Origin of the sequence: Alysiella sp., from assembly GCF_030525755.1 — a bacterium.
In the GTDB taxonomy this organism is placed as follows: domain Bacteria; phylum Pseudomonadota; class Gammaproteobacteria; order Burkholderiales; family Neisseriaceae; genus Simonsiella.
In genome coordinates this window covers 1-11,328 of the sequence record NZ_JAUNEC010000054.1, presented here as the reverse complement: position 1 = coordinate 11,328, position 11,328 = coordinate 1, and the positions used below count along the sequence as shown (strand labels likewise).

General features: G+C 41.1%; 12 protein-coding genes. 11 read left to right on the top strand and 1 reads right to left on the bottom strand.

Annotated features, from left to right (window positions below):
• The first annotated feature begins 293 nt into the window (after nt 1-293).
• From Q4B82_RS08375 to Q4B82_RS08355, 5 genes are all read left to right on the top strand, one after another.
• The gene (locus Q4B82_RS08375) at nt 294-587 is read left to right on the top strand and encodes a hypothetical protein (RefSeq protein WP_303065998.1); all 294 of its coding nucleotides are present in this window, start codon (nt 294-296) and stop codon (nt 585-587) included.
• The gene (locus Q4B82_RS08370; protein WP_303065997.1) at nt 578-1,057 is read left to right on the top strand and encodes a hypothetical protein; all 480 of its coding nucleotides are present in this window, start codon (nt 578-580) and stop codon (nt 1,055-1,057) included. Before Q4B82_RS08375 ends, Q4B82_RS08370 begins: the two co-directional genes overlap by 10 nt.
• A 200-nt stretch (nt 1,058-1,257) precedes the next feature.
• Nucleotides 1,258-1,716, top strand: coding sequence for a protein-lysine palmitoyltransferase (locus tag Q4B82_RS08365; protein WP_303065996.1), 459 nt, complete (start codon nt 1,258-1,260; stop codon nt 1,714-1,716).
• 57 nt (nt 1,717-1,773) lie between these two features.
• Nucleotides 1,774-3,558 (top strand): ShlB/FhaC/HecB family hemolysin secretion/activation protein, encoded by a 1,785-nt coding sequence (locus Q4B82_RS08360; RefSeq protein WP_303065995.1) that lies wholly within the window; start codon nt 1,774-1,776, stop codon nt 3,556-3,558.
• Nucleotides 3,559-4,838: 1,280 nt separating this feature from the next.
• On the top strand, nt 4,839-5,066 hold the full coding sequence (locus Q4B82_RS08355) for a hypothetical protein (RefSeq protein ID WP_303065994.1): 228 nt from the start codon (nt 4,839-4,841) through the stop codon (nt 5,064-5,066).
• 295 nt (nt 5,067-5,361) lie between these two features.
• Here Q4B82_RS08355 and Q4B82_RS08350 read toward each other — a convergent pair whose 3' ends face one another.
• A complete protein-coding gene (locus Q4B82_RS08350; RefSeq protein WP_303065993.1) occupies nt 5,362-6,525 on the bottom strand; it encodes a class I SAM-dependent methyltransferase in 1,164 nt (387 codons plus the stop codon).
• 164 nt (nt 6,526-6,689) lie between these two features.
• Between Q4B82_RS08350 and Q4B82_RS08345 the strand changes: the two genes are divergently transcribed.
• The 6 genes from Q4B82_RS08345 (at nt 6,690) to Q4B82_RS08320 (ending at nt 11,238) form a co-directional block, all read left to right on the top strand.
• Nucleotides 6,690-6,866, top strand: coding sequence for a hypothetical protein (locus Q4B82_RS08345; protein WP_303065992.1), 177 nt, complete (start codon nt 6,690-6,692; stop codon nt 6,864-6,866).
• A 38-nt stretch (nt 6,867-6,904) separates the two neighbouring features.
• Nucleotides 6,905-7,378 (top strand): division/cell wall cluster transcriptional repressor MraZ, encoded by a 474-nt coding sequence (gene mraZ, locus Q4B82_RS08340; protein ID WP_303065991.1) that lies wholly within the window; start codon nt 6,905-6,907, stop codon nt 7,376-7,378.
• Nucleotides 7,375-8,331: a 16S rRNA (cytosine(1402)-N(4))-methyltransferase RsmH gene (gene rsmH, locus Q4B82_RS08335; RefSeq protein ID WP_303065990.1), complete on the top strand. Its 957-nt coding sequence runs from the start codon at nt 7,375-7,377 to the stop codon at nt 8,329-8,331. Before mraZ ends, rsmH begins: the two co-directional genes overlap by 4 nt.
• Nucleotides 8,332-8,361: 30 nt before the next feature.
• Entirely contained in the window at nt 8,362-8,616 is a 255-nt protein-coding gene (locus Q4B82_RS08330) for a cell division protein FtsN (RefSeq protein ID WP_303065989.1), read from the top strand.
• A gap of 52 nt (nt 8,617-8,668) precedes the next feature.
• Nucleotides 8,669-10,444, top strand: coding sequence for a penicillin-binding protein 2 (locus tag Q4B82_RS08325; protein ID WP_303065988.1), 1,776 nt, complete (start codon nt 8,669-8,671; stop codon nt 10,442-10,444).
• A gap of 227 nt (nt 10,445-10,671) precedes the next feature.
• Nucleotides 10,672-11,238 (top strand): hypothetical protein, encoded by a 567-nt coding sequence (locus tag Q4B82_RS08320; RefSeq protein WP_303065987.1) that lies wholly within the window; start codon nt 10,672-10,674, stop codon nt 11,236-11,238.
• Nucleotides 11,239-11,328: the final 90 nt, after the last annotated feature.

Sequence of the window (11,328 nt, the reverse complement as noted above, 5' to 3'; positions counted from 1 at the left end):
TGATGGCATCAACGACAAACTCAACAATCCCGATTTAAGTACGGCTGAAAAAGCAAGCGTAGCCTGTGCAATTAACACAAAATGTTAAATGGTAGGGTGGGCAACTCGTTGCCCACGCAACACAACCACAACACCCCTAACCCCTTTTCAGGCTGCCTATAATCATCAATATCTTTCTTGGTTTTTGATATAGATATAACTTTTTATCAATAATCTAATGATTAAAATGAGCTTTCAGGTAGCCTGAAAAAAATAAAATAACACGGCGTGTATCAAACCGCGTGGGCAACGAGTTGCCCACCCTACGCTTGCTAAAAATAGGTAAAGCAGATGCGGATGATATAATGCCAACAAATGGTAGAGTTAGGCGAGCTCATAATAGTCTCAGAAAGGTACAAAAAATTTACCCAAATGCCATTATGGAGATAATAGAAGAGTTAGGTCAAACAACAACTGGAAAAGCAGAAGCGGTAGAAGCAAAGCGTGTTAGAACTGCGAGAAATAATGGTGTGGACTTACCTTTAAATAAAGAAAAGAGAAGGTCATACAAAGCCAATAGTAAACCAAGGGGAAAGAAATGCACTTAACGAAATATTATTTTAATTATATTAATAATATAATTGGATTTTCATTAAATGATAAAAATATAAAAAAATTTAAAGATTTAATTAATATTATTGAAAATAATTTTAATATAAACCTAAAAGAAGAAACGGAAAATTTTTATATGGTTTTTTCATTTTGGGTAGGTGAAGTTAATAGCTTATGGGTATCAAAAAAAATTAAGTACTTTAATAAAAACACAAGTTCTGAAATTAATATAGTATTATTTATCTCAATTGATATTATGAATAATTTAGGAGTTAAAACAAAAATCAAAAATTTTGAGATAAACCAAAAATACTTTAATAATATTTCTTTGGATGATGAGACTATAAATACCAAAGAAATTGATTTTTATTTTGACAAAATTAATGACTTGTTAATATCTAGCCTTGTTAAAAATAAAATTTTATACCAAGCAAGCGTAGCCTGTGCAATTAACACAAAATGTTAAATGGTAGGGTGGGCAACTCATTGCCCACGTAAAATAACCGCATTGTCCGTGAAACGCTTCAGGCTGCCTATCATCAATATCTTTCCTATTTTTGATGTCCACATGGTTTTGCATCAATAACCAGTCATTAAAATGAGGCTTCAGGTAGCCTGAAAATCACTTTACTCCCCCTTTGTTTCAACCCATTACAACCCCAAAATATGTCCACCACCGAACCCCTAAACATCATCTCCCCCAAGCTCTTTCCCAATGAGCCATGGAACGAAAGCGAAGCACTCGGTGCCATCACTTGGTTGTGGTATCAGTCGCCGACGCATCGCCAAGTGGATATTGCGGAGATGATGACGTATGTGTTGCCTGTGTTAAAAAACGGGCAATTTGCTTTGTTTTGCAAGGGTTCTCAACCAATCGGTTATATCTCATGGGCCTATTTTGATGAAGTGGCACAGGCGCATTATTTAGAATCTGACCGCCATTTATGCGACAACAGTGATTGGAACTGTGGCGACAATATTTGGCTGATTCAATGGTTTGCGCCATTGGGACACAGCCATCAAATGCGCTCAGCTGCACGTCAGTTATTTCCCAATACAACAGTACGTGCTCTGTATCATAGAGGTTCTGAGAAGCAGTTTAAGATTCTGACATTTCAAACTTAATGCAATTTGTCCCTATTCCATGCCGATTGATGATTTGATTTATTTTGTGGTTATCCAATGAGATATTGTTCATCATATTTTTCTCATATTCAATTGCTGCCTTTATCCGTATTTGTGCTGGGCATCATGACGCCTGTTACTTTATTTGCGGCCCTAAATCCTGATGACATTCGTGTGCAACAGGATATTTTGCACAGTCAGCGGCAAGAGCAGTTACGCCAAACAATGCAATCTGCACATGATGTGCGTCTGAATGAAGATACTGCACGTGAAACAGTGAATCAAGCAACTGCTGATGACAAGCAACCCTGTTTTGCCATCAATGAGGTGGTATTGGTCGGTGAACACAGCCAAATATTTCAATTTGCCTTAAACCAAGCTTTACGCCAAACGGGTTTTCAGGCTGGCAAATGTTTGAATGCAGGCGACATCAATCAAATCATGACGGTTGCCCAAAATATTTTGATTGGACGGGGTTACACCACCACGCGCATTTTGGCTGCGCCACAGGACTTAAACAGCGGTAAGCTGGTTTTAACGGTGTTGGCAGGTTATCTTAAAAACGTTGAAGTGGATAGGTCGCAAGCGAATCAAACCCATGCTGGACGCATTGCGGCGTTTCAGAATGAATTTCCCATGCGTTCAGACGGCATCTTGAATTTGCGTGATTTGGAACAGGGTTTGGAAAATCTGAAACGCATTCCCACAGCAGAAGCGGATATTCAAATTGTGCCTGTGGACGGTGTACCCAATCAAAGCACGGTGTTGGTAAAGTGGCAGCAAAGATTGTTGCCTTATCGTTTGAATGTGGGATTGGATAATTCAGGTACCATAGCGACAGGAAAATATCAAGGAAATATCACGTTTTCGGTGGATAATCCATTGGGATTGAGTGATTTGTTTTATGTGAACTATGGACGTTCCATTGGTCATGTTCCCGATGCAGGTGATGCTTCAGGTAGCCTGAAAAAAGGTGGCACACACAATTATGCGCTGCATTATTCTGTTCCGTTTGGTAAATGGACATGGGCATTGAATCACAGCGGCTACCGCTATCATCAAGCTGTGGCGGGATTAAGTACCGCCTATGATTACAATGGCAGAAGTTACAGTACCGATTTGGGTTTTAACCGCTTAATCTACCGTGATGCTCAGCGTAAAACACATTTCGGTGCAAAATTATGGACACGCGAAACACGGAGTTATATTGACGATGCGGAGCTTACGGTACAACGCCGCAGAACAGCAGGTTGGTTAGCCGAGTTAAGCCATAAAGAATACATTGGTAACAGCACGGCTCAATTTAAGATTGCTTATAAACGCGGTACGGGTATGAGTGATGCTTTGCGTGCGCCCGAAGAAGCGTTTGGCGAAGGTACGTCGCGCATGAAGATTTGGACTGCCAATGCGGATGTGAATATTCCGTTTCAAATCGGCAATCAGTCTTTTGCTTACGACACGGCTATTCAAGCACAATGGAATAAAACGCCGTTAACACCACAAGATAAAATCGCCATTGGTGGGCGTTACACCGTGCGTGGTTTTGATGGCGAAATGAGCTTGGCTGCAGAACGTGGTTGGTATTGGCGCAATGACTTAAGCTGGAATTTCAAACAAGGACATCAACTGTATTTAGGCGCAGATGTGGGACATGTTTCAGGGCAATCGGCAAGATTGTTATTGGGGCAGACTTTGGTTGGTGCAACAGTTGGTGTGCGTGGGCAAATGAAAGTGGGTGGGAATTTGCACTATGATTTTTTTGCCAGTCGTGCGGTGAGAAAACCTGAATATTTTCAGACGAAAAGATGGGTGATGGGTCTTTGGGTAAGTTATGGATTTTGAATGGCATTAAATGCATGGGTATAAAAAGAACTGATGCAGGCTGCATTTTGGCAAATCATACAAGGTTTGTGTGTTTGGATTGTTTGTGGCAATGGTGTCTTGGGCTTGTAGCAGTTGAAAATAAGTTTGGGTCACCTGAAAGGACATGGGTATCAATCTGTTCCTGAATGGCGCATTAGGCCACCTGAAGTCTTCAGGTGGCCTTTGGGCATCAATGTTCTTTAAAACTTTCATCTACTTTGGTTTGCAAGGGGTTTAATAGGTATTCCAACCATATAAAAGTGATAAATTATTTTTTTGATGGCGTAAGTATTTCTATAATTAAATCGTTTAATTTGAATGGAATAGGACTATCTTAATCTGTACTTATATTTTTGATTTATTTATTTTATGAGAATATATTATCCATGTAATATAAATTTTTAAAAAAATAAAGATATTTACAGTTTAATTTTAATCAAGTATTTATTTGAATTTAGAGAATAACATCCGTCACGCAAATGGCTACTGCTTCTTAAATTCAGATTTGGATATTATTCAGGAGTAAGAGTAATCGCATTTCGATATAACAGTTGTGTAAATGGTCGACGGTAAAATCTTCGGTGGTGGGTTCGGGATAGGATGGTGGTATGTACGTTTTTGATTCCAATAAGGGGGATCAATAAGCAATCCAGCAGACAGCCATACCACATACTTTTTGCGTTCTCGGCTCCCATTCAGACTCAAACCATAACATACCACAAACGGTACTCCATTTCTCACTTAATACACTTTATTTTTTATATATAACAACCATTTTGGAGAAATTTCCCAATCAGAACAAAATATTTGTGCTAAATGTGCAGCGAGCAAGCAACCACAAAAAAACTGTTTTCACCGTGAGATATGGATGCCTTACACAACATTCATCACCATTTATTTCTTTGTTACCATTCCACCAAAATTATCTATAAATCATTTCAATAAAATCAGACATTCAATCTGATGCATATGCTGCTCTGAAAATCAAATGATTCTTTATAATTAAAAGCAAATTGGTACTTTGCTGAGTATTGAAAATTACAATAGCAAACCTATTTGCTCATCCACAAAATGAATTATCTTGGTTCTATTGGAAACTGGGAATAAACTGGCGGAGTTCAAATTCATACCTAAACTCTATTCTAATAATTATTTATACGATACGCCATGCATTACCAATTCCATCCCAATTTATCCCACTCCATCCAAATTAATCCCATTTGGCTGATACAGAGCAAGACATTTATGCATTTTTTGTCATGACAAAAAACTTGCAAAATAATGACAAAATGATAGCTAAAATACATAGTGAAAGTTTGGTGTTTACGTCCGACCAGTGCAATGAAGTGGGACACGACCCAAAAAACCAAGCAGGCTATCGTGTGCCGATTGTGATGTGGGACAGCCGAGATATTGTGTCAACAGGCGTGGACAAAACCACCTCAATTGGTGCTGCACAGTGGGACGAAAAATGGGTATTCAACTGAAAAATGCTACCCTAAATACCATTTGGTATGAACCCAATTACCGTTTTCCATCTATTCATCATTTTCCATATTGTCAGCGAAGCGGTGTGTTTCGTGCTTGTTTTTACGCTCAATTTGTTCCATTTTGCGTTGAAAATACGAGCCAATAAAACGCATTGGCTTGTATTTGGGCTTCGTAAATCCGCTACGTTATCTGCCTTGAATTGAACCCATTTATCTATAAAATAACTTCACGTCTCAAATCGTCAATAGCCCCTAATCATTTTCAGGCAGCCTGATTGATGCTGCCTGAAAATCACAATTTATGGCATAAATCGCCATGTGTAAAACCAAGCCAATCTACATCCACGTCTTTGCCAAAAGCGATGATTTTGAACAATTCACCCATTTCGTGCGACCCAGTTAAAACATTCACAGCATGGGCTGTCTGAACGTATTGGGGGGTATTGGTTTCAGGAAACTGTTTGGCGAGTAAATCCAAAATGCCCAAATTAAATAAAAATGTGGCTTGATTGGTATAACCAATTAAATCTAAACCACTTTCATAAGCAGCAGCTGCAATGTCGCTGAAATTGACATGTGCAGTCAAATCGGTCAAGCCTACGTGGAAAAACGGGTCGTGAGTGGTGTGGTGGCGATGATGACCAATGAGTGTACCATCTGTGCGTTGTGGGTGATAATACTGGGCAGCATCAAAGCCATAATCCAGCCATATCATGCTGCCACAAGTGAGTTTTTCAGCGAGTGTGCGTATGAAAGCGTGTTGTGCAGGATGCAGTTCTGAAACATAGTTTTGCGTTTGTGGTGCAGGGAAATAGGTTTGGGCTGCCTGAAACAAGTCATTGTGGTTTAAATCTTGATATTCAATAAAAAAACCATTTTCATTGTGGCATACGAAAGCCTGTTGATATGCACCATTTTCTTTCATTAAGATGCGTTCTACAGGCATGGCGTCCAAAACTTCGTTGCCGATGATGATGCCGTTGAAGTTTTCAGGCAGTGTGTTCAGCCATATGACAGATGACAGTTTTTCAGGGGCGTGTTGTGCAATATATTCACGTTGGCGTTGTGCTAAATCAGGCGAGAGTTCAATGATGAAATAATGTTTGAGGCTGCCTGAAAGCGCATTGAGTAAGTCAGCAGCGAGTGTGCCTGTGCCTGCGCCAAATTCATAAATATTACCTGCTGTTTGTGGCAAGATTTGTGCCAGTTGAATCGCTAGGGTTTGGGCAAATAAGGGCGTAAGTGCGGGGGCGGTAATGAAGTCGCCTGTTGCGCCAATTTTGCGTGAGCCACCTGTGTAGTAGCCCAACTTGGGTGCATACAGCGCGTGTTGCATGAAACGGGAAAACGCAATGCGTCCACCTTGTGCAATGATGTCGGTGGCGATGTATTGTTCCAGTTGTTGTGAAGCAGCGATGGCTTCGCTTGAAGGTGTGGGTATTGGAGTTGAATGCATGGTGTTAAATTGTGTAAAACAAGGGTGTGATGTTGGCGCATTATAACGTGATTTATGGTTTGTACCTTATTGCTTTACATGCTTTGTTTTATTTGTTTTTTTGTATTTGGGGTTTGATTTGTGCCATTTTTGAAGCTGCCTGAATGTTTTCAGGCAGTTTTTTTATGGGATTTTTATCAGTAGAAACAGGCAGTTTTGGTGGGTGGAAGTGGCTTGCTTGGTTTGACGATGAGCCTTTTTTTGCTTATAGTGTAGGTATGTGGGGCAAAGTGGTGGAAAGTGTTGCCATTTGTCTTTTGTTTTCGGTTAATGAGGCTGAATTGTGTTTCAGGCTACTTTAACTGGTTTTTCCCATTTTCTGATAAATCAAGTTGAAAAAATGTTTCGCGGTGCTCATGAACTAACGATAGATCCCAAAGGGCGTTTGGCTGTACCTGCCAAATTCCGTGAGGTTTTGTCGCGTGATTTTGCTGCGGGAAATGCAGACGTGGCGCGTATGGTGGTTACATTGGACAGCCGTGAACGTTTGCTGTTTTACCCTGAATGTGAGTGGGAAAAAGTAGAACAACAGCTTTTGCGTTTAAATGTAAAAGGCAAACCCAATTTACAGCTTTATCAAAATTTGTTATTGCACAATGCAGAAACTTTAGAAGTGGACAACGCGGGGCGTGTACTTTTACCTGTTAATTTGCGCCGTTTAGTGGATTTTGATAAAGATGTGATGCTGGTTGGTCGCGTGAACCGTTTGGAATTGTGGGGACGCGAGCAGAAATTGGCTGAAACCGAAAAAGCTTTGTCTATTGATGCGGACGAGTTGGATTTTGATTTAAGCCAAACGGATTTGCAGTTATGAATACAAGAACTTTTCAACACATCACGGTTTTGTTGCACGAAACGGTGGACGCGCTCAACGTGCAAGCCGATGGCGTGTATGTGGACGGCACGTTTGGGCGCGGTGGGCATTCGCACTTGTTGCTGTCGCGTTTGGGCGAACGGGGCAGGCTGATTGTGTTTGATAAAGACCCGCAAGCCATTGAAGTTGCTGAAAATTGGGCAAAAAACGACAAGCGCATCAGCGTGATACACAATGGTTTTGCCACTTTTCAGGCAGCCTTAAACGATTTGGGCGTGGACAAAATTGACGGCGCATTGTTTGATTTGGGTATTTCATCGCCACAAATTGACGATGCTTCACGCGGATTCAGTTTCCGTTTTGACGCGCCACTGGATATGCGCATGGACACCACACGCGGGCAATCCGCCGCCCAATGGCTTGCCCAAGCCGATGAACAGGAAATACACGAGGTAATCAAAAATTATGGTGAAGAGCGGTTTAGTCGCCAAATCGCGCGCGCCATTGTGGCGCAACGTGGCGAAAGTCCCATTGATACAACCCGCCAGTTGGCGCAGATTGCGGCGCAATGCGTCCGTACTCGCGAGCGCGGGCAAGACCCAGCCACGCGCACGTTTCAAGCCATTCGCATCTACATTAACCGCGAGCTTGACGAAATTGAACAAACGCTCCCCCAAGTTACCGCGCGGCTCAAAACGGGGGGCAGGTTGGCGGTCATCGCATTCCATTCGTTGGAAGATCGCATTGTAAAACAGTTTATTCGCACGCATTCCACCCATGCGCCTTTGCCCAAATGGGCTGCCGTGCGCGACAGCGATTTGCCACAACCGCCCTTGTTGGCAATCGGCAAGGCGATTAAGCCCAGTGATGATGAAGTGGTTGCCAATCCTAGAGCGCGTTCTGCCGTATTGCGTGTGGCAGAGCGGACGAGCGGTGATTTTCAGGCTGCCTGAACACATCAATCAGGACAGCAGGAAGAAGCCATGTTTTCCAAATTAAATTTATTGTTATTGTTTGCGGTTACTTTATCGGCACTTTATGTAACCGATTTGCGTTTGGGCATTAAGCGTCAAACGCAAATTTATGGTAAAGGGCAGGAAGAGGAAATCCGTTTAAAACAAGACCGAGCCGATTTACTTTATGAACACAGCCGTCATTCTGATGCGCGATTTGTTACTGAAGCGGCGCAAAAAATGAATTTGCGTGAACCCAAAGCAGAAGAAGTGATTGAACCATAGGAAATAATAAACGCCACTTGGTGGTGATTTTGATGCAGTTTAGAGTTGGATTATGTTGATACGCAATGATTACAAGCCTTATATGGTTTGTGAAGAAAAAAAGACTGCAGCTGTTGTGAGAAACAGCGGTGGGCGTTTGGCTGTGCTGACAGCTGTGATTGGTATGGCTTTTGTGTTTTTGGTGGCTTATGGTGTGTTCAGTCAAATTCGAAACAGCGCCATTTTGAGCAAGGAAAGTGATGAACGTTTGATTCGCAGCATCAAAGAACCCGCTTTGCGTGGCATGATTACCGATCGAAATGGTGCGGTATTGGCAGTAAGTCGTCATATTAAGATGCCTACTTTTAATCCAAAGAAGATTTATGAACCTAAACGAAAAGGCGATGAAATCAATTGGAATGTCATCAGTGATGCACAATTTACCAAGTTGGCAGCATTATTAAAGCTGCCTGAAAGCGAAGTGCGTGCCAAGCTGCAAGATTTAGACAGTACTTATGTGAATTTTAAAACCAAATTGACTTTGGAAGAAGCCGATACGCTGATGGCTTTGAAAATTCCATCTTTGCGTTTTGAAGAATCAACAGAACGCTCTTATCCAACGGGGCGCTTGTTTTCTCACATTGTAGGTTTTGCCAACAGCAATGGTGTGGGTTTGGAAGGATTGGAAAAATTACAAAATAAGCCACTAACGGGTTTTGATGGTAAGCAAATTGTTTTGCGCGATCGTTATCAAAATGTGATTGAATTGCTTGATTCACCAGAAAATGTGTCTGCCCAATCGGGTCAAACTTTGGTGTTATCGGTTGATGAAGCCATGCAACGTTTGGCAAATGAAGAATTGGGTAAAGCATTGCAACATTTCCAAGCTAAAGCAGGAGGCGTTGTGGTATTGGACGCACAAACAGGTGAAATTTTGGCTATGAGCAGTTTCCCCGACTATGATGCCAACTATTATCCAGCGTTTGAGGCTGAAACATGGAAAAATTTTGCGGTTGCCAGTACGATGGAACCAGGTTCAATTATTAAACCTTTTATTGTTGCCAAAGCATTAGATGATGGCAAAATCAATGCCAACACATTATTTGATACCCGTCCTTATTCCATTGGTAAGAAAATCATTCAAGATACACATTTTTATCCCAATTTAGATGCACAAGGTATTTTGCAAAAATCATCTAATGTGGGTGTGAGTAAAATTGCCGCGATGTATGATAACCAACAAATGTATGATTACTATTCAAATGTTGGTGTGGGTAGAAAAACCCAATCGGGCGTAGGCGGTGAACAATATGTAGCATTGGCACCTGCACATAAATGGGGTAAATTGGATAAAGCCGTAATGTCTTATGGTTATGCCATAGGTGTGAATCTGTTACAAATGGCGCAAGCCTATACCATATTTACAGCTGATGGACAGTTGATGCCAGCAACCATTTTCAAACAATATGGACAAGCACAAGGTACGCTTGTTATCAAACCTGAAACAGCCCGTTTAATGCGCCGTTTAATGGTCAGCGTAACCCAAAAAGGTGGTACAGGGCAATCAGGTGCAATTGAAGGTTATGATGTGGCAGGTAAAACAGGTACAGCACGTAAATCCATTAATGGTAAATATGTAGAAGGCAAATACACTGCCAGCTTTGTAGGATTTGCACCAGCAGAAGCCCCACGTTTGATAGTAGCAGTAAGCATAGATGAACCAAGCGGTAAAGGTTTTTATGGTGGTACAGTAGCTGGACCTGTATTCCGAGAAGTTATGTCAGGTGGTTTGAAATTATTGGGAGTCAAGCCAACGCATACCTCTGATAGCACTATCAACAAATCATGATTTATTTTGACAGACCTTTATCCTTTGGGTAAAGGTCTGTTGTGTTAAGGAAAAATTTTAAATCAATTACTGCTGCACGTTGTTTTGTCTTGGGCTGTTTATTTCATTACCTTGTATATAGTAACCCCAATGGAAAGCACTACAAATGAACATACCATAATTTGTAATGGGTATTTGATTTTCAGGCAGCCTGAAAGCGCATTTTTCAATAAAAAAGGAAATATGGCATGAATATGTGGCAAAAATGGACAAAGTATTTGCATCGCTACGTTCCCCTAAATCCAAATAGGCAAAATGATGATTGGACAAAACTGATTGATTTATTGAATTTCAATCATGATTTAGACGATGAAAGCCGCCAAGTTTTACTTCAAGACCATGATGATATTCAACATAATCGTGCCGCTTTTGCACAAAAATTGTTGGACGAAGGTATTTGGCTGGAAGACGATTTGGCGCATCTTGATGAATATCACGCAGATGAATTGTATTGCCATGCTTTGCGTTTGGCGTTACCGTGTTATCACGATGATTGGAAATTTGATGCTGAACAATTAAGCAAATTCATCAGTTTGCAAATTCATCAACCGTTTCAAATAGATTTTGCTGAGTGTGGCAATGATATGGGCGTGGTTTGCCGCAAATTGGAAGCCTGTTCAGCGTTCACTTTGCTGGACATTGCCAGTGGTGGCGATGACTACGGCATCATTGTTGTACCGAAAACGCATCAACAGCCCATTTTAGAATATGCTGAAAAATTAGGTATTTTTATTTTATCATTTAATGAATTGTGAGTTTAATCCACATTTTTCAGGCAGCCTGAAACCACATTCCCCAAAAAAATCTTTCAACAAAGGATTTAAAAAAATGTACAGCCAAATCGC

Coding starts and splice junctions, on each gene's coding strand:
- Q4B82_RS08370 (WP_303065997.1), top strand. CDS start 578: ATGCACTTAACGAAATATTATTTTAATTATATTAATAATATAATTGGA.
- Q4B82_RS08365 (WP_303065996.1), top strand. CDS start 1,258: ATGTCCACCACCGAACCCCTAAACATCATCTCCCCCAAGCTCTTTCCC.
- Q4B82_RS08360 (WP_303065995.1), top strand. CDS start 1,774: ATGAGATATTGTTCATCATATTTTTCTCATATTCAATTGCTGCCTTTA.
- Q4B82_RS08355 (WP_303065994.1), top strand. CDS start 4,839: ATGACAAAAAACTTGCAAAATAATGACAAAATGATAGCTAAAATACAT.
- Q4B82_RS08350 (WP_303065993.1), bottom strand. CDS start 6,525: ATGCATTCAACTCCAATACCCACACCTTCAAGCGAAGCCATCGCTGCT.
- Q4B82_RS08345 (WP_303065992.1), top strand. CDS start 6,690: ATGGGATTTTTATCAGTAGAAACAGGCAGTTTTGGTGGGTGGAAGTGG.
- mraZ (WP_303065991.1), top strand. CDS start 6,905: ATGTTTCGCGGTGCTCATGAACTAACGATAGATCCCAAAGGGCGTTTG.
- rsmH (WP_303065990.1), top strand. CDS start 7,375: ATGAATACAAGAACTTTTCAACACATCACGGTTTTGTTGCACGAAACG.
- Q4B82_RS08330 (WP_303065989.1), top strand. CDS start 8,362: ATGTTTTCCAAATTAAATTTATTGTTATTGTTTGCGGTTACTTTATCG.
- Q4B82_RS08325 (WP_303065988.1), top strand. CDS start 8,669: ATGTTGATACGCAATGATTACAAGCCTTATATGGTTTGTGAAGAAAAA.
- Q4B82_RS08320 (WP_303065987.1), top strand. CDS start 10,672: ATGAATATGTGGCAAAAATGGACAAAGTATTTGCATCGCTACGTTCCC.